At 37.0% G+C, this 26,372-nt stretch carries 16 protein-coding genes; 10 read left to right on the top strand and 6 right to left on the bottom strand.

Going from position 1 to position 26,372, the window contains the following annotated elements; genetic code table 11:
• Nucleotides 1-56 precede the first annotated feature (56 nt).
• The 4 genes from CG11_RS23050 to CG11_RS23065 all read left to right on the top strand — a co-directional run bounded on the left by CG11_RS23050 (nucleotide 57) and on the right by CG11_RS23065 (nucleotide 4,027).
• Nucleotides 57-677 (top strand): hypothetical protein, encoded by a 621-nt coding sequence (locus CG11_RS23050; protein ID WP_052599211.1) that lies wholly within the window; start codon nucleotides 57-59, stop codon nucleotides 675-677.
• A 111-nt stretch (nucleotides 678-788) separates the two neighbouring features.
• A complete protein-coding gene (locus CG11_RS23055; protein WP_052599212.1) occupies nucleotides 789-1,814 on the top strand; it encodes a GTP-binding protein in 1,026 nt (341 codons plus the stop codon).
• Nucleotides 1,815-2,291: 477 nt separating this feature from the next.
• Nucleotides 2,292-2,879 carry a GNAT family N-acetyltransferase gene (locus CG11_RS23060; protein WP_052599213.1) on the top strand — a complete coding sequence of 196 codons (588 nt, stop codon included), beginning with the start codon at nucleotides 2,292-2,294 and terminating at the stop codon, nucleotides 2,877-2,879.
• Between the two features lie 161 nt (nucleotides 2,880-3,040).
• Nucleotides 3,041-4,027: an aldo/keto reductase gene (locus tag CG11_RS23065; protein ID WP_052599214.1), complete on the top strand. Its 987-nt coding sequence runs from the start codon at nucleotides 3,041-3,043 to the stop codon at nucleotides 4,025-4,027.
• Between the two features lie 239 nt (nucleotides 4,028-4,266).
• Here CG11_RS23065 and CG11_RS23070 read toward each other — a convergent pair whose 3' ends face one another.
• The 3 genes from CG11_RS23070 to CG11_RS30965 form a co-directional block, all read right to left on the bottom strand.
• Complete coding sequence (locus tag CG11_RS23070; protein WP_052599215.1) at nucleotides 4,267-5,454, bottom strand: T9SS type A sorting domain-containing protein; 1,188 nt, start codon at nucleotides 5,452-5,454, stop codon at nucleotides 4,267-4,269.
• Nucleotides 5,455-5,459: 5 nt separating this feature from the next.
• Entirely contained in the window at nucleotides 5,460-6,470 is a 1,011-nt protein-coding gene (locus tag CG11_RS23075; RefSeq protein ID WP_052599216.1) for a hypothetical protein, read from the bottom strand.
• Between the two features lie 334 nt (nucleotides 6,471-6,804).
• Entirely contained in the window at nucleotides 6,805-6,936 is a 132-nt protein-coding gene (locus CG11_RS30965; RefSeq protein ID WP_255351970.1) for a hypothetical protein, read from the bottom strand.
• 269 nt (nucleotides 6,937-7,205) lie between these two features.
• Here CG11_RS30965 and CG11_RS23080 point away from each other — a divergent pair, with 269 nt between their 5' ends.
• Entirely contained in the window at nucleotides 7,206-7,775 is a 570-nt protein-coding gene (locus tag CG11_RS23080) for a Crp/Fnr family transcriptional regulator (RefSeq protein ID WP_052599217.1), read from the top strand.
• 272 nt (nucleotides 7,776-8,047) lie between these two features.
• Here CG11_RS23080 and CG11_RS23085 read toward each other — a convergent pair whose 3' ends face one another.
• Nucleotides 8,048-9,082: an NAD(P)H-dependent glycerol-3-phosphate dehydrogenase gene (locus CG11_RS23085; RefSeq protein ID WP_052599218.1), complete on the bottom strand. Its 1,035-nt coding sequence runs from the start codon at nucleotides 9,080-9,082 to the stop codon at nucleotides 8,048-8,050.
• A gap of 393 nt (nucleotides 9,083-9,475) precedes the next feature.
• On the opposite strand from CG11_RS23085, the gene CG11_RS23090 reads away from it, so the two are divergent.
• Together CG11_RS23090 and CG11_RS23095 are read left to right on the top strand one after the other, a co-directional pair.
• The gene (locus tag CG11_RS23090; protein WP_052599219.1) at nucleotides 9,476-10,630 is read left to right on the top strand and encodes a VWA domain-containing protein; all 1,155 of its coding nucleotides are present in this window, start codon (nucleotides 9,476-9,478) and stop codon (nucleotides 10,628-10,630) included.
• A 305-nt stretch (nucleotides 10,631-10,935) separates the two neighbouring features.
• Nucleotides 10,936-11,175, top strand: coding sequence for a CDGSH iron-sulfur domain-containing protein (locus CG11_RS23095; RefSeq protein WP_052599220.1), 240 nt, complete (start codon nucleotides 10,936-10,938; stop codon nucleotides 11,173-11,175).
• A gap of 63 nt (nucleotides 11,176-11,238) precedes the next feature.
• Here CG11_RS23095 and CG11_RS23100 read toward each other — a convergent pair whose 3' ends face one another.
• Nucleotides 11,239-11,643, bottom strand: coding sequence for a thiol-disulfide oxidoreductase DCC family protein (locus CG11_RS23100; protein ID WP_052599221.1), 405 nt, complete (start codon nucleotides 11,641-11,643; stop codon nucleotides 11,239-11,241).
• A 7-nt stretch (nucleotides 11,644-11,650) separates the two neighbouring features.
• A complete protein-coding gene (gene rmuC, locus CG11_RS23105; RefSeq protein ID WP_052599222.1) occupies nucleotides 11,651-12,943 on the bottom strand; it encodes a DNA recombination protein RmuC in 1,293 nt (430 codons plus the stop codon).
• Nucleotides 12,944-13,405: 462 nt separating this feature from the next.
• Between rmuC and CG11_RS23110 the strand changes: the two genes are divergently transcribed.
• From CG11_RS23110 to CG11_RS23120, 3 genes are all read left to right on the top strand, one after another.
• A complete protein-coding gene (locus tag CG11_RS23110; protein WP_052599223.1) occupies nucleotides 13,406-16,690 on the top strand; it encodes a CHAT domain-containing protein in 3,285 nt (1,094 codons plus the stop codon).
• Nucleotides 16,671-17,738: an OmpA family protein gene (locus tag CG11_RS23115; protein WP_052599224.1), complete on the top strand. Its 1,068-nt coding sequence runs from the start codon at nucleotides 16,671-16,673 to the stop codon at nucleotides 17,736-17,738. The genes CG11_RS23110 and CG11_RS23115 overlap by 20 nt, the downstream gene beginning before the upstream one ends.
• A 313-nt stretch (nucleotides 17,739-18,051) precedes the next feature.
• Nucleotides 18,052-26,372: CARDB domain-containing protein (locus CG11_RS23120; RefSeq protein ID WP_156039871.1), on the top strand; the 8,321-nt coding region annotated here is incomplete at its 3' end.

A 26,372-nucleotide genomic window follows, 5' to 3' on the forward strand; every position in this document is an offset into this window, starting at 1 on the left:
ACAGAAGTACGTAACTCGAAATGGAGATTATTTTGTAGAATCATCAAACCGACAACATGTCGAAACTTATAACCTTTCTTTGTCTAATTTTGTTAACTTCTTGTGTGGAAACGGTTTCTTCAGACACATTAAAAGATGCTCCAGAAGCAAGTTTGATTGTACCTGAAAAGATCATGTCTCCAGAGCAGCGTGCCTTGGAAAATAAAGTCGCCAACCGAACTCTTTTGCAAAAAGTAGTGGATAGTTCAGAAGATTTTCAACGCATAGAGCTTTCTTATGCTTGTAATAATCTTGCGGGGGGGATTTTGACTTATATTAAAGACAATCAAGAAACGAAAGGAATGCGTTTTGCGCTATCGGAAGAGGGGAGGAATGAGTTTGTTAGTTTTTACTATAGAGGAAAAGAGCTTAGTTTAGCCGTTTATGAAAAAGGTGTTTGGCAGGGAACTGAGGAGGTTTCGACTCAAACGGTTTTTTATTTGGATGATGGAGAAGTTTTTCGCTGTTTGCAGAAAAAAGTAGCAGGGGAAACCACTCAAATGGAAACACTGATCCGAAAGGCAGAATTTGAATTGATTTCAACAGACCAAAGTGTGTTTAATAAATTAAAACAGTACGAGCGTTTGTTTTTGACTGAAATTACAACAGAAAATATTGCTTCTTACTTCTGTCGATAGTTATCTGTTTCCTACCAAGGTGTAATCAAAAAACAATAAATAAGATTTTATAAAATTTTTCGTATTTGGGAATGACCAAAGAACTTAAAAGCATACTTAAAATAAAAAAAAATGAGTGAAGATAGGGTTCCCGTGACCATACTAACAGGTTTTTTAGGTGCAGGAAAAACAACTGTACTGAATCATCTAATTTCTACCAACCCTAATACAAAATTTGCTATTATTGAAAATGAGTTTGGAGATATAGGAATTGATAATGAGTTGGTAGTAGGAGCAGATAGTGGTATTTTTGAAATGTCTAATGGCTGTATTTGTTGTACCCTAAATGGTGAGTTGGTGCAGACATTGGTAGACTTAGTCAATGGTGAACATGAGTTTGATCATTTGATTGTTGAGACGACTGGAATTGCCGAGCCAGATGGAGTTGCGGCTGCTTTTGTAGCAGAACCAGCTATTCAAAGTCGTTTTCGTTTGGATGCCACAATTTGTTTGGTAGATGCACATCATGCAGAAGATATTCTGAAAGATCGAGAAGAGGCCAAACGTCAACTTACGTTTGCAGATTATATCGTTATCAATAAGGCTAGTGAAGTCTCTGCGGATTATATCAAACAATTGGAAACAATTCTTAAACAAGCGAATTCTTTTGCGGCAATTACGCATTGTGACTATGGAAAGGTGTCCTCTAATTTATTGACTTTGAATGCCTATGATGTTCATCAGGTTGAGCGAAAATTAAATGAGGCTCATGCACATCATCATCACGATCATAATCACGACCACGATCACGAATGTGATGCATCTTGTCCTGCACATGATCATGCACATCATCATCACAGTGATATTGTCACGCAAAGTTTTATAATTAAAGAACCCTTAGATGTTTTAAAATTTAGACATTGGTTGAATGTTCTTTTAATGATCCAAGGGAAACATTTATATCGTGTCAAGGGGATTATGAATTTCCAATACCAAGATAAACGAACTATTGTACAATCGGTGAAGCAAATGTGTGTCTTTACTGCAGGAGATGATTGGAACGAAGGAGAAGAAAGAGTTACCAAAATAGTATTTATTGGAAAGCATTTAAGAAGGGATATTTTAGAAAAACAACTTCAGAACTGTCTTTTTAAATAGATTTTTCATGACTTGAAGGAGGAAATGTAGTATTGCGCTTTTTTTAATAGCGTTTTAATACTTCGTAGATTAGATCGGTTACTACCTCTGATAAGGCTACGTTGTAGCTCGCTGCGATCGTAAATAGCTCCTGTGTACGACTAGCAAAAGCTTGCTCGGTAGACTCAGTTGGTATAAAGTAATGTTGTATTTTATTGATTATCAATGTTTTGTTGTTTTGTAATGTCGGAGTTGTTCTGATTGGTAATCAATTGAATACGATGTTGGTATGGAGTGATAAGAATAAGAATATGAAATTTAATTATTTGTTAAAGAAAATGAAAAAAATATAGGCTAGAAAATTGCAAAAGATATAGAAAATTACTAACTATGGAGAATGCTTTTTTACTTAAAATAAAGTGTATTGTTATAGTATTGGTAATATTCTTTTGATAACCAATATTTTGTCCTACAGAACACCTAAGAAAAGATAACACTATGATTCGTATCGCTCAAGAGTCAGATATAGCCGAAATGTTGGCTATTTATGCTCCTTTTGTAGAAAATACTGCTGTTACATTTGATATGAAGGTCCCCACCTTAGTAGAGTTTACAAAAAAAATTCAAACCATTCAGAAAGAAGCACCGTGCTTGGTCTATGAATCGAATGGAGAAGTACTAGGGTATGCTTACGCTAGTGCCCACCGCGCCAAAGAGGCGTATAAATGGACTAGGGAGATGTCCGTTTATATTCGGGAAGATTCTAAAACTAAAAAATATGGCACAGCTTTATATTCGTCTTTAATTGAATTACTCAAATGCCAAAATTATCGCAGTGTATTGGCGGGTATTACACTCCCCAATATACCAAGTGTTAATTTTCACGAGCGTTTTGGTTTTCATCCTGTGGGGGTGTATGACAATGTGGGATACAAGCTAGGAAAATCGCACCGAGTAGGGTGGTGGCAACTAATGTTAAGGGATTATCAAGAGCCTGCCAAAGAAATTATTTCTTTGGAGCAAGTCCTAAATACAGAAGAAGGACAGAAGGCGTTGAAAAAGGGAGAGTCTAGAATTTTAGCTTAAAAATGTTCTTATAAAAAATAGAATAAAGTCGCTATTTGTATCAACAGATAAGCGGCTTTTGTTGTTTAGAAACGTAATTGTAAAATAATCACTCATAAGGATATGTTTGTAAAGGAAAAAGATGGAATCATTTTACAAACAAAGCCTAAAAAATTATCATAATGGAATATAGAAGATTAGGAAAATCAGGTTTACAAGTAAGTGCTCTTTCCTTAGGTTCTTGGTTGACTTTTGGAAAACAAATTGGAGATGATGTTGCCGAAGATTTAATGGTTGATGCTTATGACAAAGGAGTTAACTTTTTTGACAATGCAGAGATTTATGCTCGTGGAAAATCAGAATTGGTGATGGGAAAAATTCTGAAAAAGCAAGGGTGGAGAAGAAGCTCTTATGTGGTGTCAAGTAAAGCCTATTTTGGGGATGGAAATTCGTTGCCGAATGAGACTGGTTTGAGCCGAAAGCACTTGATAGAAGCTTGTGAAGCTGCTTTAAAGCGTTTGCAAGTAGAGTATTTAGACTTGTATTTCTGCCATCGTCCAGATAAAAATACGCCAATAGAAGAGACAGTGCGTACGATGAACACACTAATTCAGCAGGGAAAAATCTTTTATTGGGGAACATCAGAATGGTCGGCACAAGAAATCATGGAGGCGCATATGGTGGCCGAAAAATATGGCTTGATAGGACCAACTATGGAACAACCTCAATACAATATGTTTCACAGAGCTAAAGTAGAAGTAGAATTCTCTCAAATATACAAGACGGTAGGATTAGGAACAACTATTTGGTCTCCATTGGCATCTGGTGTTTTGACGAATAAATATATTGATGGGAAAAGTACAGAGGATACTCGATTAGGAATGGATGGTTTAGAGTGGTTGAAAGAGCGCTCCTTGACAGAAGAACGTCTGAATACGGTTCGTGGTTTGTCCAAAGTAGCCGATGACTTGGGAACCTCTGTTGCAAAACTAGCTGTAGCTTGGTGTTTAAGTAATCCTAATGTTAGTACGGTTATCCTAGGCGCGTCTAAATTGCATCATCTACAAGAGACATTAACATCTATTGATTTGTTGGATCAAATGACTCCAGATGTAATGGCCGCAATAGAAGAAGTACTTGGAAATAAACCAGAACGTCCTGCTTTTTAGGTAGAAATTTTTATAGAATTAGTAGTTTGGTGATAACTCTCTTTGGTTAAGAGAGTACAGCTAACTATTGATAGCATATTTTTTATGAAAAATACGTTGCTATACGAGTAAAACTAGCATAGCATCAAAAAATAAATCGACCGAAAAACTTTTTTCGGTCGATTTTTATAGTTAGCAAATATTTTTCATTACTAAACCACTAAAACATTTAATGTTTTAGAAAACAAGCTTGTATGTTTCTATTTGGAAAGGATTATTTTTTCCTTGAGTAATCTTTCTTGACCAGAAAGAACAACAATATAAACTCCATTTTCCAATTCAGAAGCATCTATAGTTTGTTGAATGTGCTTGATAGCAACCGTTTTTCGCAAACGCCCCATTAGATCAAAAACCTGAACAACAGCATCAGAGGATACTTCTTTTAGATGAATAGTAAAGACTCCTTGTGTTGGATTGGGATAAATACCAAAAGTACTTTCAGAAGGAGCAGAAGAAATAGTTTCCATTTTATGTTCTGGAATATTGACAAGTTTATTACTTCTTGCATCATTTCTGTTGGATCTACTAGAACGAGATTTTCCATAGAAACAGCCTGTAACCCCTTCAGGTAAACAAGAACAGGGACCTATATGTGCTAAAAATACTTCGTTGGCAGAAAAACCGGGCTCCAGAGTAACTGCTTTCCCTGCCTTGAATTCTACATTGCTAAAGGTGTTGGTTGAAACATCGGAAGCTACAATATAATTATTAACGGAATTATATTCATTGGTTATGGGAGAAGCACTTGAAAAAGTTAAATCATTGGCACAATTTCTTGCTACTGTAATACACTCTGTTTTTTCTATATTGCAGGATGTTTGAGCAATAGTAATACAAATTTCACCATAAGCAGCAGCATCAGGCGTAAAAGTAAACTGATTGTTAGCATATGTATATGAAAAACAATCGGGATGTTCTACGCTATAAGAAGCAGGACCTGGCTGAGGAGTTATACTAATCGTAAATGGCGTTACGTCATTACACAACAAATTAATGCTACTAGGTGAGGCAATAATAGGCGTATTAACATTTAAAATATAAATGATTAAAGTTGCTGTTTTGCTCTGAGTTTGTGGATTACCATCGCTGTCATAAGTGGTGCAATCATAGGTTGCTGTTAAGGTTGCTTGATCTGGACCACTTCCTAAGGTAGACCATGTTATGGTCACAGGGTTTGATCCAGCTGTTACTGATGTTGTCGGATAATTTAGATTCCAATTGATATTACTAATACTTGAGCAAGTGTTATCCGTCAATGTATAGGAACCTGTTACCAAATTTATTCCTGGACAAATTTCAGTTGGACCTGAGATAGTTTGAGCAAAAAGATTATTTCCTATAAGCCCCAACAGAAATAACAGCATTTGTTTATATACAATACTTTTCATGGTACTTATTTTATTTTAGTTTTTAACTGTTCTACTTCTGCTTTTAATGCTTCATTTTCTTCTTTTAATTGAATCATATAAAGTGTTAATTCTTCAATTTTTTCTAATAATTTAGCATCCATTTTGGCAACATCAATTCCCTCTTTCTGAACTTCTTCAGCACTAGGTACACCTGGCAAGTGCTTATGTTCCTTCACAAATTTATCCACATCACTTAAAGGCATGAGTTGATAATTGTCAGCAAAAACATAATCAGCCCAATCTGCAGTATTTTTTAGGGCAACTTTTACTTTTTCTGTTAAAATACCCTTGCCTACATAAAGATTGTAATCCCCATTGTAGGTATTGGCTGCGGTAGGATCCAACCCTATACTGACTTTACCATTGTCATTGATAAATAAATAATAGTTTCCATGTCCTGCTGATGCGCCACTAGGCTTCCAAAAATTTAAGCCCCTTGCACCAGGATTGTATTCGATACCCCATTCTCCATAAGGAACGCCTGTTTGTGCGCCTAGCAATAAAGAAGCTTGGGCACCATCAATCAGGGTAAATCCTTCCAGATGGGCATCTATTTTAGTACTATTAAAATTTTTGACATGCAGTGTTGCATCTGGATTATTTAAACCAATGCCTACTTTCCCATCAGGTTTAAGATTCATAATAGTCGTATTGGTACTCAAACTATGAAAAAGCATGGTATTGTGTGTAACAGCAATATCCCAACTAAAATCAGTGTAGTTAGTCCCTAAAGCAGAGTATCTATGTGTAAAACGCATGCCTGTTGTATAGGAATGTAATGGAGCTCCTAGGGCTGGAAGTCCTGAAAATTTTCGATATAATGTCAGACGTCTAGCATTCGTAAAACTTGGATAAGAAGATGTCCCTATTACTAATTTTCCAGTAATTAGACCATTGTCGCTAAGAGTAGAAGGATTGGTTCCTGTGAATTGGGCATAGGTAGCTTGTGTTGATATGTATAAACATACCAATACCATAAAATTACGAATTGTCATAATTGAAGTTTAATTTAAATTAGGTAATAAATTTGAATTTTAGCAATAGCAGAATACTATATAGTACTCCGTTTGTTTGTTTGTTTGTTTGTTTGTTTGTTACGTGTATGATTTTTGGCTTTGTATTAGTAGCGCAAGCCTACTTGGAAAGCTTAGTTTTTTAGTTCTTCTGTGAACCCAAAGACTCACAAATTAAGAACATAAAATATAAAAATATAAAAATATTGTTTATTCTTTGATTGTTGGGCACAAAACAGGTGTTTCATCACCATAAAATAGAGACCGCTAGACAAGTTGCTTAGGTCTATCTGAGTTTGATAACCTGAGTCAAAATCTACTGTCCCTTCAAACCAAATGCGGATTTGAAGATTTTTACAAATCCAGTTGCTGATTCTTCTGTCGGGTTTTTGACAATAGCAAACCATATAAAACTTGCTAATCCTAACATTATTAATCCTTGAATCATTTTTTGTATTATTTTATTTACAGATTCTTAGTACACTGTGGCAAAAGTTTCATTTAACAAGGTCAAAATTATTAGATATCGCACAAAGTTGTCCTAACATATGTTAGCTAATTATATTTGCGTTAAAAATAATGTTTCTGTTGGCTTGGTGAACCTTGTTAAGATGAACGAATTAGTGACGTGCTGTTAATTTTTTTGATAGCTTTACAATTTATTTTTTAGTTAAATTTTTTAATTCATTATTCCTGAATTTTTTAGTCCCAAAAAAGATGCAAACCTACGAATTTATCAACTCAAAGTTTGAATGCGACTTTTCAGCCAATAGCGATTTACCTATTAAAATATATACAAAGCATATCCCTGCCAATCAGGTGATTACGAATTTTGGAGTTGTAGAAAAGTATTGCTATTTCTTAGTTGATGGTATTGCTCAAATAGGAACAGAAACGGTTAATTTTGAGTATAGAATTATTGATTTTCTTTTTCCCAATCGTTATTTTAATGCTTATATGTCTTTTGTAACCCAAGAGCCGTCTACTGCCGAGATTAAATCTATTACAGATTGCCAAGTAGAGTATTTCATCTACGATGACTTGCAAGAAGCCTATAAAGATTCGTTTTTGGTGAATAAGATAGGGAGGGTGTTAACAGAAGAGTCCTTTATATTAAAACACCAGAGAGAGCTTGATTTTTTGACAAAATCAGCAAAAGAGCGGTATGTAAGTTTATTAACTCGTTGTCCCAATATCGTTCAACAGGTACCCATAAAAAGCATTGCACTTTATTTAGGAATCCATCCAGAAAGTCTTAGTAGAATTCGAAAAAACATTACAAAATAATAATATTGTCTTTTTATATAGTCATTACTCCGTTGAAAAATCGTATTAGTTTGATTATCAGTAAGATGTACTTCTTGTTAACCTTTGCACTAAAAGGCTGGTAATCAAACTAATGCAAGATGATTTTTTACGTTTTTCGTAGAAAAACTAAAAAATCAACGGAGTACTAATATAGTAGCAGCGAACCGAGCATAGCGAGCTCACGACTGTAGGGAGTAACAAACCCAACTTGTTGGCTCATAACCGCAGGGAGTAACTAAGTTAACTATTGTTTACAAAAAGTCAACATCAACCGCATAAGGGTAAGTAATTAAGACTTGAATAGCTGTATCGATGGGCATTTGTTTGAAGAATACTCGATAAAGCATTTCAACAATAGGTGTTGTAATTTTTAGGTGAGCTCCTAAGGCACGAATGGTTTCTAGAGTTTTTACCCCTTCAATAACATCAACCGATGTTTCCATAATTTCTTCGAGTGTTTCCCCCTTTCCCAAACGGTATCCAGCTTGATAATTGCGGCTATTCTCACTAGATGCAGTTGCCACCAAATCACCAATACCAGCTACTCCTAAAAATGGCTTTACATCTGCACCAACAGCTTTTCCTATGTGAATCATTTCAGACAAACCACGAGTCACTAACAAAGCCCAAAGGTTTTTTCCAAGCCCTTTACCACCTAAAATGCCAGCAGCCAAGGCTATAATATTTTTGAGTGCTCCAGCTAGTTCTGCACCAATAATATCGTGATCACCATACACTTGAAAGCGATTACTTTTTAGGACAGCTTGTCCAGCTTTGATAACTTCAGTAAAAGGACTTGCAATAAGTGTAGCAGCAGGCTGTCCTTCCATAATTTCCTTAGATAGATTAGGACCTGATAAACAACCAATGCGACAAACAATGCTTTCTTCTTGGATGACCTGACTCATCGTTTTGATGTGTTGAGGACGTAGTGATTCACCTTCTGCTAAGGTAGCGATGTCAAGCCCCTTCGTACCATGAATAAGGAAGTGTGTAGGAGATAGGTAAGGACTCAGTTTTTGCATCATACTTCTAAATGCTTGTGATGGCACAATTGGAAAAATAAGTTGACAGCTATTGGCAACCAATTTTAGATCCGATACAGCCTGTATACGAGGAGATAGAACACTATATCGTCCTTCTCGTTTCTCTATAGCTTGACGTACTTCTTCTCGTCGAGCATACAACAAAACATCTACATTTTCTGATAATAAATTGGCAATAGCCATTCCGAAACTTCCGGAACCAATAACTCCGACGGGTGCTTTCTGTTCTGATTCTTCCATAGTCTGCAAATTCAATCCTAGATTTACTTATTTTGAACGAAGTTAGCGATTTAATTAGGAATTATGAAATGTAATAGATGGAGGAATAGTAAAGCATTGTAGATTCACTTTTGTAGTAAGGAAAGACATTGGGGGATCTACTGTTAAATTCTTTGTTTGAGGAGTCCAGAAAAAACTGCAAAATGCTGCATTGTTGTTAAGAAAATATTAAAACGTAAGAAAAAAGATTTTAAGCACGCCAAAAATGCATTAAGACACATCTATCTAGTCATAACACCAACAAATTGAATACATTGCCTATTAGTGTATGCTGTTTTATAGAGCTATTACTTTTACAAAGAATGTACTAAATGTTTCCCAAAACAATTTTTAACCAAAACAAAACGACACGCCATGTTTAAATTAATTTCAATCCTAAGTTTATGTATGTCAACCATCTGCTTGTTGGCAACAGATTTGAACCAATCTCCTAAGGAACTAGACCCCAACCGCACCGCAAAAATACAAGTTGCTTTACTTTTAGATACTAGTGGTAGTATGGATGGCTTGATTGAACAAGCTAAATCTCAATTATGGAAGATGGTCAATGAATTGGCAACTTCTAAGAAAAATGGAAAAGCCCCTGCCATTGAACTGGCTCTATATGAATATGGAAAAAGTTCTTTGCCACAAGAAAAGGGATATTTGCAGCAGTTAGTACCCTTGACCAATGATCTTGACTTGGTTTCAGAAAAACTATTTAGCTTGACAACTAATGGAGGAGATGAGTATTGTGGTTGGGTGATTCAGGATGCAACAGAAAACTTGGAATGGAGTGAAAGTAATGAAGATTTAAAAATTATCATTATTGCAGGCAACGAAGAGTTTACACAAGGTAACATTGATTATAAAAAGTCTTGCAAAGGGGCCATTACGAATGGCATAGTTGTCAATACGATTTACTGTGGAGATTGCGAAGAAGGAATTCGTTATTTGTGGAAAGATGGAGCCGATCGTGCAGATGGAAAGTATATGTGTATTAATCAAAATGATCAAGTAGCACATATCGAAACGCCTTATGATAGCGAAATTGGGCAGTTAAATGATGAGTTGAATAAAACTTATGTCGCTTTTGGAACAAAAGGGAAGGAAAAACAAGCGCGCCAATTAAGTCAAGATATGAATGCAAAATCTTATGGTGCCTCTAACAATGCAGAACGTGCGATTTCTAAATCCAAGAAATCAACATACAATAATGCAACGTGGGATGCAGTAGATGCCATGGCTGAAAATGACGATTTTATGGAGGAAGTAGAGGAAGAGGAATTACCAGATGAAATGAAAGGAATGGATATGGAAGAGCGCAAGGAGTATATTGAAAAAAAGGCAACAGAACGTGCAGCCATCCAAGCCAAAATTCAAGAAGCTGCTAAAAAACGCTCAGCATTTATTGCTGAAAAACGCAAAGAAGCAGCTGGCGAAGAAAAAAATACTTTGGACGCTGTGATGTTAAAAACTGTTCGTGATCAAGCTAAAAAGCAAAACTTTCAGTTTGAGAAAAGTAAATAATTTTGATGAAACTTTAAAATGAGTGCTTAGTTGGGCAGTTTTAAACTGCGGGTTTTTATTGATAAAATAATAGTAGGTTAATAGTTTTATTATCAAGAGTTTATTAAGACTAAGTCTATACTAAATAGAGAAATGGTATTCCTAAAACCAAGGGATACCATTTTGTGTTTTAATTGTTGTAGCATTAAATGTTTTGTATGCTATTTGTTTGAGAATAGAATAAATAGTGTACTTAGAATGAATACTTAGCAGGACAGCTAACTATTGAGAATAAAAAATAGACTTTAAATAAAAAAACAAGAACAATGGAAAAGCCAACAATTGCAGGAAAATCACCGATGCCCGTAGAACTAGAAGCAGGAAAAACATATGCTTGGTGTTCGTGTGGACAATCATCCAATCAACCTTGGTGCGATGGGACACATCAGCCTACTAATTTTACTCCTGTTGTTTTTAAAGCAGAAGAAACAAAAACAGCTTATATGTGCAATTGCAAACATAGTGGAACACCACAATTCTGTGATGGAACACACGCTAAATTATAAGAGACAAACGACAACGTTATAGATGTACAATGAGTTGTTAGACAAGGCTAACGACTCATTTTTTTATGATAAAAAACGATTGCGAATTTCAGGTGTTGGCATCATACAATGTTCTTGTTTACCAAACCATTTATAACGATTTTTACTAATCCATTTGTAAATAGGATTTCTAATAAAAGTAGGTACCAAAATAAAAATATAGAAGATAGGCCAAGGTAAACGCAATTTCCTAACAATTCGAAGAGGAGCCGTAGAATAAGTATAAGCTTTGCCCTGCTCAATTAATACAATCGTATCCAGTACATCAGGAGATAGGTTGTATTGATGCAAAAGTGCTTGACCACTCTCAGACTGTAGGGCACCAAACTTAAAATAACCTTTTGGATCTCTTTTGATAATAAATTGGACAGACTGATTGCAGAAATTACAAACACCGTCGAAAAGTACAATGGCAGAATCTGTTGTCATAACCGAATTATTCTGTTTCTTCAAATTTTTCTGGTAACTGCTTCGTAGTTTTTGCCCCTAATTCTTTTAATTTGATTGCCCGACCAACCAAATTACCTTTGCCAAATTGAAGCTTTTTCATCGCCTCATTGTAACTGTGCTCTACTTGCTGTATTTTATGCCCAACCTGTTCTAAATCATGAATAAAATTGACAAATTTATCATACATCCGTCCAGCTTGTTGAGCGATCTCTTGCGCATGGCGACTCTGATTTTCTTGCTGCCAAACGTTAGAAATAGTTCGAGCTGTTGCCAATAGTGTCATAGGACTCACAATGATAACATTTTGCTCAAATGCTTGATAATACAAGTTATGGTCGTGTTGCATGGCTAAAGCAAAGGCTGCTTCAAGGGGTATAAACATTAAAACAAAATCCAACGTATTCAGTTCGTTAATTTGTTGATATTTCTTGACACTCAGTTCTTTGACATGTTTTTTGACAGAAATAAGATGTTCTTTGATCGCTTGTTCCGCAGCAGCAGTACTCTTGGCAGAACTAAATCGTTCATAAGCTGTCAAACTCATCTTCGAGTCAATAATTAAGTGTTTTTTGTTGGGGAGGTTTAGGATTAAATCAGGAAATTGACGTTTCCCATCTTCACTGACAAAGTAACTTTGAGTAAAGTATTCTGAATCCTTGCGTAAGCCTGATTTTTCTAAGATGCGTTCCAAAATCAATTCTCCCCAATTTCCTTGTGTTTTCGCCTCGCCTTTCAGTGCATTGGTCAAGTTGCGAGTTTCCTCATTCATTTGTTGATTGAGCTGTGTTAACTGCCTAATTTGCTCTTTTAAAGTAGCTCTCTCTTTGTTTTCATCATTATAATAAAGTTCTACTTTCTGCTCAAAAAGCTGCAATTTTTCTTGTAGTGGTTTGAGGATATGATCTAAGTTTTCTTGATTTTGAGAAGTGAATTTTTGACTTTTCTCCTCTAGCAAGCTATTGGCTGTATGTGCAAATTCTAACCGCAATTGTTCTTGAACTTGAAGCAAATTTTTGCTTTGTTCTTCTAATTTATCTTTTTGATTGGTAATAATTTGTTCTTGACTAGCGAGAACTTTATTTAAATCAATACATTCAATTTCTTTGTCTTCTAAGGTGTTTTCTAGTTTTTCAATTCTAGACAAAGCGGTTTGATGTACTTCTTGTAAGATGAATTTTCGATCATCGGGAGTATGATTACTCTTTCCTTTTAAAATGCCCATTAAATAACCTAGTACCCATCCTATTACAATACCAATTCCTAAATAAATTAAATCCATAAATAAAGCTTAAAACGAACTATATACTACTGTATTTTGAAAATGTATCTAGTACCTAGGTCGTTAGTTAGTTGGCTATACTTGTGAGTAGGCAAACTTCATACATTATCCGTTGAAAATCACCTTAATGTTTTTGTTAGATTGATTGTTTTAATTTATCGTTTGTAGTTGATAATCAATCATAAAAACTTCACAGAGTGCCCTAAAAGAGCAGCAAAGCTAATTAAAAAATGAAATAATAATGCATCGTAATTGGAAAAGTAACTGTGTGTGTTGTTGATATAAAGTACGTAAGATTTTAAGAATAGTTATAGAAATAAGCCGTTATTTTTACTAGATTTTTTAAAATTGGGAATAAGGAAACAAGGACGTAGAAATAGGGGCAAAACTAAATAGTTGTTTAATCAAGAAAAATAGGTTAATTTCACAGCTTACTAAGGCACGAAAACAACAGATTACGAGATGTTTAAAGAAAATTTAAGACTATGGAAGGTGCTTGTGTGTAGCACTGTTATGTTATTAATGTACAGTACTTCCAGCGAATTGTTAGCTCAAGCTTCTAGACCGATTAAGACAGCAGATGTTCTTTTTGGTAAAGGAGAGTTCTTGTCTGCGGCTAAGGCTTATGAAAAATTAGCCAACGTTTCGGGACCTAAAAAGGAGCTTTATGTGCAAGCTTTGGCAGCAGCAGCTTTGTCTAAAATCAATTTAGGGCAACAAGCCAAGGTTTTTGAATTGCTAAAAAATGCAGAACTAGCTGCCTTTGATCTAAAGAAAGTATCAACAGAAACTCAAGCTCGCTTAAATATAGCTTTGGGAAAGTACCACTTGGTATACCGAGAGCACGACTTGGCTATTCCATTACTACAAGATAGTCACAAGAAAAGTGAACAATTAGGAACAAAGTTATCGGCTCCTATGCACATCGAACTGAATAAATCTTTGGCAGATTTATATTATGAACGGAGCGACTATAACAAAGCATTGGAGTATTATAACCAAGCAATAGCCGCAGCAGATGCACAGCCCCACGAAGAAAAAAACTACAAACAACTGGCGGATATAAAAATTTTGGCTGGAGAAGTTTATGATAAAGTACTAGAACCCGAAGAAGCGATTGATCGATACGAACGAGTATTGAGTCAAAAAGATACATTGCTTAAAGATGAACCAGAGCGAGCGGGAGAGTTGTATTATAGATTGGGAGGTGTTTATTTTAAACGAAAAGATTATGATGCAGCAGAAGTCTATTTAAATCAAGCACTCAAATATGAACTGAAAGAAGGAGCCATTTCTGATGCTAAGTTTATGTTGTCTACGATTTATTATGATCGAGAAAAATATGATTTAGCCTTGATTTTGAATGGAAGTGCTTTGAATAGCTGGAGCCCTCAAAAAAGTAAACTGCCCGCAGAAAATTTTAAGGCTTTTTTGCAATTCGGCAAATTGAGTGGCAAACAAACGAATTCTGTGCAAGCCAAGGCATCTTATAAAAAGATGACTCAAAAAGGAGAAAAATGGTCGATCGAAGCAGAGCTGGCAAAGATTAAAGAAGAGAAAATAATATATGCTCCTGATCCTAAGTTGTCAGATAATTATAATATTTCTTTGTTGAGTTATCACGAGTCTAGTTTGACAATTCCCAAATTGGCAGTGAACAAGCAAACCATTGCTGAGATAGATGTTCAAATGGCAAAAGGCGCTTTGTTTTTTCAAACCAAAAATTACAATAGAGCAAAGGGGCACTTCGAACGAGCATTGGATTTAATGAAAGAAATTTACCCAGAAAAACATCCTATGGTCGTAGAAGCGTCTCGTTCGTTGAGTGAGGTTTATTTGGAAGAACAAATCTATGGTCAGGCAATGAGTTTTATTGACAAAGCTTTGGCGGCATCTATGAATGAAGGGGATGTTTATAACAAAAATGATGTGCCTGCTATTGATCAAGCTAAGTTTCCTTTGGAGCTTTTGTATGCGATAGGTACAAAGGGAAAAGTTCTAAAAGGAGTGTATAATGAAAACAAGGATACAAAAACCTTGGTTCAAGCATTGGCTATGTTTGATGCGACCATCAAATTGTTGAACAAGTTGCGCCGAACGTATCGGAAAGAAGGTTCTAAATATCAATTGGCGGCATTGGCACAAGAATTTAGCCAGCAAGCATCGTTGGTATGTTATCAATTGTACGAGGTCACTCAAAAAGAAAACTATCTACATCGAGCGTTTGATTATACAGAGATAGCAAAAGGATCTTTGTTGTTGGAAGCCGTTCGCGATTTGAAAGCTCGTAAAGTGGCTAATATTCCCGATTCATTGATTCAAAAAGAGAATGAGCAAAAAATAGAAATTGCCTACTTAAAAGGAGAGATATACTATGAGGTGCGTCAAGGGAAGTTTAAAGATTTAGAACGACTCATTATGCTAGAAAAAGAATTGAGTGATAAAACAAAAGTCCACGAACAGTTGGTGCTAACTTTGGAGCAAAAATATCCCAAGTATTTTGCCTTAAAATATGATTATTCTACGGTGAGTATTGACTCCGTACAAGCTGCCTTAAAAGAAAATGAATTGCTCTTGGATTACCTAATGTTGGATTCTTTTGTAATGATTTTTACTATAGAGAAAGAGGCGATGACTTGCCAATTGGTACCTCATCAATTGAAAAAAACCAATCGGACGATTGTTAAATTTTTGAGCTCTATCCGAAAAAATGAAATTCAAGACATTCAATTTGAAGGGACTTATTTGTATCGGTTATTGATTCAGCCGCTAAAAGATCTGCTAGGCAATAAAGATATTATTGTTATTCCAGATGGTTTTCTAAATAATATACCTTTTGAAGTGTTGCCTATTTCTGAAAATGGTGAAATTCGATATTTAAATGAACAACACGCTTTTTGTTACAATTACTCTGCAACACTTTATTTGACAAGCAAAGAGGCATTTCAAAATACGAATGCGCCTAAAAAAATAATTGGTTTTGCGCCTGATTTTGCGGTATTGGATTCTATTTTAAACCAAGGAGATAGCTTATCAAATGTAGTAGTAGAACTAGATTTGGAACCTCTAGTTTACGCCCGTCAAGAAGTAAAGGTACTTCAAAATTTATTTGGAGCAAACAGTCGGGGAATTATAGGAGCTGCATCTACAGAAACAGCCTTTAAGAAGGTAGCTGGAGACTATGGAGTACTGCATTTTGCAACACATGGTATTGTCAATCACAGCGACCCTATGTTTTCAAGCCTGGCTTTTTTGACGGATGATATGAACGATGGTTTACTGCATACACATGAGTTGTTTAGTCTAGAATTAAATGCAGAGTTAGTCACGTTGAGTGCCTGTAATTCGGGGGTAGGCAAACTCTATGCAGGGGAAGGGGTCATGAGTATTGCAAAAGGTTTTGCTTATAGTGGAGCACCGAATATGATTATGACACTATGGCCAGTATCCGATCAAGCAACAGAGGCTATTATGCATTTGTTTTATCAGTATCTAAAGGAAGGAATCCCCAAACACAAAGCTTTGCAAGAAGCTAAATTGGAATTTATCAAAGAATATAATATTGGGCGTAGCCATCCACAATTGTGGGCAGGATTGATTGTAATTGGAAACACAGAACCTGTCAGCAGTTTGACGGAAATTAGGAATACTATTCCTTGGATATGGATAGTATTAGGAACTTTATTAGTTTTAATAATATTGTTTTTTCTGATAAAAAAAAGAATCAATGCAACAAGGACTACATAATCACTACAAGTACTTTTGGATTTTCGTTATAGTTTGTTTTGCCCCCTTGGTTGTTCAAGCTCAATTTACTATCCCAACAGCTTTGGAGGTAGAGAATACGTATAATTTGAAGCCTGTTATTGGTGCTCAAGTTGCTGTTCAACAAAAGGAGTCAGATGGCAAATATTATACGTTTGGAACATACTATACTGATAGTTTGGGAATAACAAACTTATCCCTAAATAAAGGAAAAACGTATACCATTATTACTAAAAAGGAAAATTATTATACCCAAATAACAGTACTATCTACAGAAGAATTGAGTCGGATTGGAAAGAATAAATTTGGATTGTCCATGCGCCCCAAAGATTGTTATCGTTTGAGGGGAAAGGTAGAGAAATCAGAGGTGCTAGCAGGAGAAAATTATCTTGTTTTGAAGAACTTGAAAACCAACGTATCGGAGACGGTAGCTATTAATCAAGAAGGCTATTATTTTGCTTGTGGTACCTGTGGTCAGAGTTATTTGGTGATTCCTTATCTTGATGGCAAGCAACAGAAAATGGACACGATTGAGTTGCACGAGGAAACTTGCCAAGGCAAACGAAATCCATTGTTGGAATTAAATATTACTCCTCAAGAGGCAAGAATAGATTCTATAGAAAATACTCCTCCTCAAGGAAAATATGCCAAAGGGGATTCTTTAATTCTTAAAGATTTGGTTTTTGAGGGCAAAACGAAACAACTCAATGATGTAGGAGGAGCTGCGCTTGATTTGCTGTACCAAAATTTAGTCGAAAACCCCAAATTAATTGTAGAACTAAGAGTTCATACAGATGCTAGAAAAAGTGAACGTTACAATTGGTTGCTTGCCAAAAAAAGAGGGGCATTTATTGAACAATACTTATCAGAAAAAGGCGTAACTGCTGACCGATTTACTATTGTGGCAGTAGGAGAATCCGAAATAATGAACCACTGTACCAATGGGAAATCTTGCTCTAAGCAAGAGCATGCTGCTAACAATAGAGTTGAAATGCGTGTGCTTCAGGGAGATAAAGATTTTTTAGATTAATGCTTGGTGAACGCTCATTTCTTTGGCAAGAATAGAATATTCTTTGGCAAGAATGAGTACTAGTGAAATTATATATTCTAATATACTTGTATTGTATTCGTTTAAAGATCAGTTTATATTTTTATAAAATTAATAGTAAAAAATTTTCTTTTTGCTAGAAAAGTACTACCTTAAAAAAACACTTCTTTTATTACTTTCTTTGCATTCCCGCACAATACTTCAAAATCAGTTAATTTCTCTATTCCTATTTATTGATCTCTACTCAATATAAATGGGATAGGTAATCATATTTTACAACTCAAACCACCATTCTATGCAAATACAACGACACTCATTTAAATGGATATTGTATGGTTTTTTATGTTGGATGACAAGCTTTGTACAAGCTCAAACACCAACGCTAACAAATGCAACGCCCGCAGAAGGCTTTATTGGTGAACAAGTTTGTTTTCCAGTAACGTTTGTCAATACAGGTGCTCCTGGATATGGACCTTATGTTCGTCTGATTGTACCAACAGGATTTACTTTTGACAATGCTAGTTTTGGTGGCTCTATTCAAACTGTACAAAACTTAGGAGTTATTGTTTCGGGGGCTCCTAATAATTTTGTGATTGACCCAATTGCTCAATCCAATAACAACTCAACGACGAGTGATACGATCTTTGCGCCAGTAGGTAGTACGGTTATTCTATTAGAATACCCCGTCGGTTCTATGGTTCAAGGAGGAGTATCGTTGATTAGTGAGGTTTGTATGACGGTAGATCCCGCTGCAACCATAGGAGTGCCTGTTGATATTTGTACTCAAGGAGTATATGAGTTTGGAGACACACCAACGGGTGATAACGGACCAATTGCAGGTGCAAATGAATGTGAACCGATTATACCTATTTTATTTCGATTCGATAAAAAAGTAAATGGTTCTGATGGTGTATACAATGAAGTGCCAGGAGGCGGCGCTAGTTTATGTCATATACATCAATACGAACTCAATATAGATATTGCCGCTGCTGGAACCTTAAATGGACCTATTACAATTACAGACGTACTTCCAGGAGAGTTGGCTTATTTTGGAAATATTAGTTTGCCAGCAGGTTGTTCGGCTGTTGAACCAACAGTAGGAGGACTAGGAGGTACTTTGACGGTTACTTGCAATGGTAGTTACCCTGGTTCGACAGCAAATATTGACATGCAAGTGACGTTTGATGCTGCGGTTTCAGATACTTTAGATGAAACCATTTGTGACGATACAGATATTAATAATGGTGCAACAGTTAATGTGCCAGGAAATCCTTCTCAAAGTGATACTGTTGTAACGCACGTAGAGCATGTTTTATTGGGGCATACCAACAACACGGTATCGCCTGTAACAATAGGACAAACTGTTTTGTACACAATAGGAGCAGAAATAACAGAATATACCGCGGGTTTAACAGCGGCTTCTATTACATTTATTGTTCCAGATGGAATGATTTACAACCCTGCTAGTCTAACATGGGCAGGAACTCCTGTTGCAGCAGGAAATGTTGTTATTGTTCCAGGACCAGGGACAGGATCAACGGTAACTGTTGATGTGCATACTCAAAATGGAGCCAATATTTTGCCTTGTGCTTCTCCCTCATTGCAATACACCGCAGATGTTAATCAGACTTATGCAAATGGAGATCCTGTTTTGAGTAGAGATAGATTAACACACAGTTCTACTTTAACCTACGATCTAGTAGAGGGAGCAACAGGATGTACAACATCGGCAGGAACTCCAATTGATGTTATCGATATTTTTTTCCAAAAAACAGTCAACAATTCACCTCCAACAGGACCTGGTCGAAATGGGCAGTGGTGGCCTGGAGATGTCGTTCAATACCGTTTAGAATTACAAATTCCTTCTTTGGATTTGGATGATGTGGTCATCACGGATTTCTTTCCACTTCCTATTCATGATGTTGCTTCATTAGCTGCAACATTTGGTACAGATGTGCGTTTTGATCCTGCTACGTGTTGGAATACTGCGCCTGTTACCTATACTAGAGATATACCAACCAATAGCTTGATTCTAGATTTTGGAGATGTTTCAGATTTGGTAACAGGAGGTTGTGTAGATATTGTTTTATTGATAGACATACCAATTACAACATTGCCGTTTGCGGATGGATTATTCCATTCCAATTTTATGCAAGTTAATAGCGATAACTCTACCGCAGACAATATTACGAATAGTGCGTTAACACTAATACAAGTAGGGGCACCAGATTTAGAATTGACCAAAGGAATAGTTTCTTCTGATAACCCTAATGTTACGATTAGCCCAACTGTCGTTCCGCCAGATGGAAACGCAACAGATGTGAGTGCTGGAGATCAATTGTTTTTTGATATAACGATTGAAAACGTAGGGGGGGCTCCAGGATATGATGTCCAAGTAAGAGATGTTGCACCACCTGAGTTAACCAATTGTGCTTTGGTCGCTCCCAATCCTGTTGTTGATGGGAGTAATAATGCACTTGCCTTTTCTGGTGGTTTTGTTGGTAATACATTAACCATCGATTTAGTAGCTCCTAATGATTCTATTGCATTTGCAACTGCTCCCAATAACAATGACTTGATAACCGTTTCTTATGTTTGTGAAGCCGTAGCTGGAATTCAAGCAGGAACACGGTTTGATAATACAGCAGAAGTAGATTGGTCTTCAACTAGGGGAGGGGTTAAGTTTCCGCCAGTAGAGGACGATGCAAACGGAAGAATTGCAGATCCAACTATGAATAAAGTTGTCGATTATATATTTCCTAATTATAGTAATACCAATACACAAGCTAGCATAGGGGAAGTGGTTGCATATGAGTTGCAGTTGAATATTCCTGAAGGAAATATGAACAATGTTACGCTAGTAGACCAAGTAGATGAAGGACTAGCTTTTGTTGCTGTAGATTCTATTGTTATTTGTAATTCATCGGGTAGCACCAATATTATTACATCAATAGGTGGAGGATTTCCTGCTGTACAAAGTGGGGCAACTATTACCAACTTAGGCGCAAACCCTCAACAACAAGATCGAGTCTTAACGTTAGATTTTGGAAATCTTCAAAACTTGGATACAGACAATATAGAAGATACCATAAAAGTTTACTATAGAACAATTGTGATCAATCATGTAACTAATTTTGATGGAGAGCGAGTGCGAAATAGAGCGGTATTATCATGGGATAATCCGAATACTCCAGGAGATCGTTCTTCCATTAACGATCGTGCCCCTTTTGTTACAATTGTAGAACCTCAATTAGAAATTTCGAAATCATTTACACCAGATGAAGTCTTGCCAGGAAACAACTCCTTTGTAACCTTAACGGTTCGAAATCCAGGAACTTCTTCTGCGCCAGCTTTTGATGTAAGTCTTACTGATATATTACCAACAGGGATGACCTTTGTTTCTGGTTTTTCGGCTGGTGGAACAGCCAGTATTACAACACCACCAACAAACGGAGGGGGAACCATTACGGCACATTGGGATACTATTAATGTAGGTGAAGTATATAGCATTACATTTGAAGTACAAGCTTCTTCTTCAATCACACCTTGTTTTACATTGACCAATTGTGCAAATCTGGTATGGGAAAGTATTGCAGAGGCAGACGAACCCAATATGCCAACAGCTTTCTCTTCTAATCTAGGAGTACAAAGAACAGGAAACCCTGGAAACTTAGGTGGAGCAGCCAATACATATACGCAAGATAGTTGTGCAGATTTAGATGTTGTTATTGATAATACATTTGATCCTTTTATCACAGCCAATACACCATTATGTGAGGGTGATAGAGTGGTATTAACAGTCCAGCAGTATCAAGGAAATGTGGTGCGTTATAATTGGACAGGTCCTGGTGTGCCTGCGGGATTCAACAATTATGAATTGGTATTAGATCCTGTTACAACCGCAGATACAGGAACTTATTTTGTATATGTAGAATTGGATGGTTGTATTACTGATACGTCTAATTTCTTCTCTTTGCAGTTAAGACCAAAACCAGTTACACCCAATATTAACCCAGGAGATACGACAATCTGTGAAGGCACAAGCATTCAATTCTCAACTTCTACAATTGCTAATGACTATACTTGGACAGGACCGAATGGTTTTACGGCTAACTCTGCAACAACGCCTTTGATTAGCCCAGTTACTTTAGCTGATGCAGGACGTTACACTTTGTTTACAACCAATGCACAAGGGTGTAATTCAGATCCTATATCATCTAATTTGACAGTGACACCAAGACCTGCGCAACCCAGCATTGCAAGCAATACACCAATATGTAGCAATGAAAACATCATCTTGACTTCTAGCACTTCAGCAATTACGTATCAGTGGATGGCACCAAATGGTCAAGATACGATTACTACAAATAATACCTTAACTTTAGAACCTAACAACCCTTTATATACAGCAGGGAATTGGACATTGGTTGTATTTGATGCGAATGGTTGTGCCTCTCAGCCTTCTACAGCAGCAAATGTTATTATCAATGGCACTCCAATAGCACCAATGACTTCTAATAGTGGACCAATTTGTGAAGGAGAGGATGTTACACTAATGGTGAATACAGTTAGTAGTGGCACTTATGCTTGGTATAGCGATGCCAACTTAACCAACTTAGTAGCATCAACTCAAAATCCAGTAATTAGTGGTCTTTTGGCAAGTAATTCACCAGACACCTTCTATGTGCAGGTTAGCTCAAATGGCTGTTTATCAGATACTGGGTTTACGGTTGTGCAAGTTAACCCTAATCCTGCGGCAGTAAGTCCTGGTTATACACCGCTATGCTCTGGGGATACAATTTTCTTATTTGCCAATGCAACTGCAAACATATATAACTGGACAGGACCAAATGGATTTGTTTCTAATTTAGAGAATCCATTTATAGCTAATTCTGCGGCTTTGAATGCAGGAAGCTATACAGTTAGTATTACAGATGCTAACGGTTGTAGTAATTCAGGGATTGTACAAGTAGCAGTTGACGAACGACCTGTTACTCCAACGATAACAGGCAATGGACCTGTTTGTGAGGGTGATAATATTCAATTGAATATAGGAAGTTATACGGGAACAACAGTTCAATATACTTGGTCAACTCCAACAGGAGTAGTGACAACAGGAGTGCCTAGTTTAAATATAAACAATACTACGGTTGCAGACAGCGGACTTTATAGTGTTGTTGTTGCTGTTGACGGTTGTACATCTTTGGCAGATTCCATCAATATAGTGGTTCGACCCAACCCTATTGCGCCTAATGTTCCTTCTAACTTTAGTGTTTGTGAAGGAGATGGAATAGCTTTAACTACAACTACGAACGCTAACATATATAACTGGACAGGACCAAATGGATTTAGTTCCAATTCTCCTAATCCAACAGTTATTAGTCCCGCTAGTTCAGCAAACGCAGGAACATATACTTTAGTAGTTCAAGATTTTAATGGGTGTACCTCGCCTGCTGCTAGTACTGTTGTAACGGTAAATGCAGCACCAGCTCAACCTTCTATGACAACGAATTCTCCAATATGTAATGGAGCTGACTTAGTGATGAGTACAAGTGCGGCGGGCAATTCTTATATTTGGAGAGCACCAAATGGAGCAGATACGACAACAGCAAGCAGTACATTAACAATAGTACCAACAAGTAGTTTGTATCAATCAGGTAACTGGACGTTATCTGTTGTGAATGCAGCAGGTTGTGTATCGCCAGCGTCTATAGCTTCTGCGGTTGAAATAAACAGCATCCCATCAACAGCAAGTGCAGGGAATAATGGACCTGTATGTACAGGAACAGATGCTTCATTAAGTGCAGGAACAGTAAGTGGAGCAAGTTATGCTTGGTATACGGATGCAGGGACAAGCAATCAATTCTCTACCTTACAAAATCCAACAGTAAACAACTTAACGAATGACAGTACGTTCTATTTATTAGTAACGGTAAATGGCTGTCCTTCCGCTTTGGATTCTACAACAGTAGTGGTTTATCCATTGACACCAAGCCCATCGTTGCCAGCAGATTTTGCGGTATGTGAGGGAGATGACATAGCATTGAGTACAAGTACAGTAGCATCGAGTTACGATTGGAGTGGACCAAATGGTTTTACCTCGAATGCTCAAAATCCAGTAGTAATCACCAATGCAACAGGATCGAATGCAGGAGTATACACCTTATCTATAGTAGATGGTAATGGTTGTTCTTCCGCAGATACTAGCGTACAAGTAACAGTAAATGCAGCACCAACCCAACCTTCTATGACAACGAATTCTCCAATATGTAATGGAGCTGACTTAGTGATGAGTACAAGTGCGGTGGGCAATTCTTATATTTGGAGAGCACCAAATGGAGCAGATACGACAACAGCAAGCAGTACATTAACAATAGCACCAACAAGTAGTTTGTATCAATCGGGTAATTGGACGTTATCTGTTGTGAATGCAGCAGGTTGTGTATCGCCAGCGTCGGTTGCATCTATGGTGACTATTAATAATGGAACGAACCCAACAGCATTTAATAATGGACCTGTTTGTCGTGGTGATGCTGTTCAACTAAACACTACTACTATTAATAATGCTTTGTATGAATGGTATAGCGATGCAGCTTTAACAAATTTAATTTCTACTCAGCAGAATCCGACAGTTGCCAATATAACGACAGATAGTACTTTCTATTTAGTTGTCACTGTGAATGGATGTCCATCTTCGGCTGTTGCGACTACCGTAACGTTGCATCCAACACCAGCAACACCAAATATTCCAGCAAATTTTGTAGTTTGTGAAGGAGAAACTATTGCTTTGAGTACATCGACAGTAGCGTCAAGTTACAATTGGACAGGACCGAATGGTTTTACCTCTAACTTGCAAAATCCAGCAGTTATTCAACCAGCAACAACAGCTGATGCTGGCAGTTATACCTTATTCATAGTAGATGCTAACGGCTGTCAATCGGCAGATACGAGTGTCGTAGTAGGTGTTAACAGAGGACCTGCTGCACCTGTGTTAACTAATAATTCTGCAATTTGTGATGGAGATACATTATTATTATCAACCACAGCGAGTGCAGATACATTCCGTTGGATAAGCCCCAATGGAATTGATACTATTACAACTGTTAATAGTTTGATGATTGTTCCAACAAATGGGACTTATTATCAATCTGGAGATTGGACTTTAATTACGCAGGTAGCGAATAACTGTCCTTCGGAGCCATCGGCACCTTCATCGGTAGTTATTAACTCCAGTACAGCAGCACCAACAGCATTTAATGATGGACCAGTCTGTGTAGGGGGAGATGTTACTTTAAGTACTCCAAGTGCACCAGGAGCATTTTATCAATGGTATACAGATGCTGCCTTGACGAACTTAGTAGCTACTACAGCTTCTTTTACGGCAATCAATATTACACAAGATAGTACTTTTTATTTAGTAGTAACTGTTAATGGATGTACGTCACCTGCAGGTTCTACTGTGGTTAATGTCATTGGACAACCCTCTGCACCTAATGTGCCAGCAGATTTTGAGGTTTGCGAAGGAGATGATATTATATTGGGAACAACAACAATAGCAGCTAGCTATAGCTGGACAGGACCAAATGGTTTTACATCTAACTTACAGAATCCAGCAGCAATCACCAATGCCTCTTTAATTGATTCGGGTATTTATCGTTTGGTAGTGACTTATTCTAATGGTTGTGTTTCTGCGGATACAACTGTTCGAGTGGGGGTAAATAGTAATCCTCCTGTCCCTAATATAGTTAGTAATGGTCCGATTTGTTTTGGTGATACATTAGTGTTATCATCAAGTACAAGTTGTGGTCAGTCTCAATGGATAGGACCCAATGGAAATAGTCAAAGTACTTTAGGAACACCAGGCGGAAGTAACGTATTATGGACAATAGGGAGTACCACAAGTATACCTATGAACAATGCGAATTATTTGCCAGGAAATTGGTATATGATCTGCATTGATACCGTAACAGGGTGTCGCTCGGAATCGAATACAATTAATGTAATTATTAATGCTAATCCAGACACTCCTGCGGTATTTAACGATGGACCAGTTTGTGAGGGAGGGAATTCAAATTTGAGTACAGCCACGGTATCGGGTGCGAGTTATGCTTGGTACAGCGATTCTAGTTTGACGAGCTTAGTGTCTACGGCTCAAAATCCGATGATTGTTAACATCAGCACGGATACGACTTGGTATTTAGTAGTGACGGTAAATGGCTGTTCTTCTGTAGCTGGTTCGACAACTGTCATCGTACATCCAACACCAGTAACACCAAATGTACCCGCCAATTTTGCGGTATGTGAAGGAGATAACATAACATTGAGTACAAGTACGGTAGCATCAAGTTATAATTGGAGTGGACCGAATGGTTTCACCTCAAACGTTCAAAATCCAGTAGTAATCACCAATGCGACAACATCGAATGCAGGCGTATATACCTTGTCGATTATAGATGGAAATGGTTGTGAGAGTGGTGATACGGCGGTAACGGTTACGGTAGATTCAATACCTGCGACGCCTGTACTAAGCAGTAATTCTGCGATTTGTTTTGGAGATACTTTAGAATTGAGTACAACAGCGTTGGCAACGAGTTATGAATGGATTGCGCCAGATGG

This window comes from Aureispira sp. CCB-QB1, assembly GCF_000724545.1.
GTDB lineage: Bacteria > Bacteroidota > Bacteroidia > Chitinophagales > Saprospiraceae > Aureispira.

What these genes read in the sequence shown, in the direction of transcription:
- CG11_RS23080 (WP_052599217.1), top strand. Translation starts at nt 7,206, where the DNA reads ATGCAAACCTACGAATTTATCAACTCAAAGTTTGAATGCGACTTTTCA.
- CG11_RS30965 (WP_255351970.1), bottom strand. Translation starts at nt 6,936, where the DNA reads ATGATTCAAGGATTAATAATGTTAGGATTAGCAAGTTTTATATGGTTT.
- CG11_RS23090 (WP_052599219.1), top strand. Translation starts at nt 9,476, where the DNA reads ATGTTTAAATTAATTTCAATCCTAAGTTTATGTATGTCAACCATCTGC.
- CG11_RS23085 (WP_052599218.1), bottom strand. Translation starts at nt 9,082, where the DNA reads ATGGAAGAATCAGAACAGAAAGCACCCGTCGGAGTTATTGGTTCCGGA.
- CG11_RS23115 (WP_052599224.1), top strand. Translation starts at nt 16,671, where the DNA reads ATGCAACAAGGACTACATAATCACTACAAGTACTTTTGGATTTTCGTT.
- CG11_RS23060 (WP_052599213.1), top strand. Translation starts at nt 2,292, where the DNA reads ATGATTCGTATCGCTCAAGAGTCAGATATAGCCGAAATGTTGGCTATT.
- CG11_RS23070 (WP_052599215.1), bottom strand. Translation starts at nt 5,454, where the DNA reads ATGAAAAGTATTGTATATAAACAAATGCTGTTATTTCTGTTGGGGCTT.
- CG11_RS23065 (WP_052599214.1), top strand. Translation starts at nt 3,041, where the DNA reads ATGGAATATAGAAGATTAGGAAAATCAGGTTTACAAGTAAGTGCTCTT.
- CG11_RS23055 (WP_052599212.1), top strand. Translation starts at nt 789, where the DNA reads ATGAGTGAAGATAGGGTTCCCGTGACCATACTAACAGGTTTTTTAGGT.
- CG11_RS23110 (WP_052599223.1), top strand. Translation starts at nt 13,406, where the DNA reads ATGTTTAAAGAAAATTTAAGACTATGGAAGGTGCTTGTGTGTAGCACT.
- CG11_RS23095 (WP_052599220.1), top strand. Translation starts at nt 10,936, where the DNA reads ATGGAAAAGCCAACAATTGCAGGAAAATCACCGATGCCCGTAGAACTA.
- CG11_RS23075 (WP_052599216.1), bottom strand. Translation starts at nt 6,470, where the DNA reads ATGACAATTCGTAATTTTATGGTATTGGTATGTTTATACATATCAACA.
- rmuC (WP_052599222.1), bottom strand. Translation starts at nt 12,943, where the DNA reads ATGGATTTAATTTATTTAGGAATTGGTATTGTAATAGGATGGGTACTA.
- CG11_RS23050 (WP_052599211.1), top strand. Translation starts at nt 57, where the DNA reads ATGTCGAAACTTATAACCTTTCTTTGTCTAATTTTGTTAACTTCTTGT.
- CG11_RS23100 (WP_052599221.1), bottom strand. Translation starts at nt 11,643, where the DNA reads ATGACAACAGATTCTGCCATTGTACTTTTCGACGGTGTTTGTAATTTC.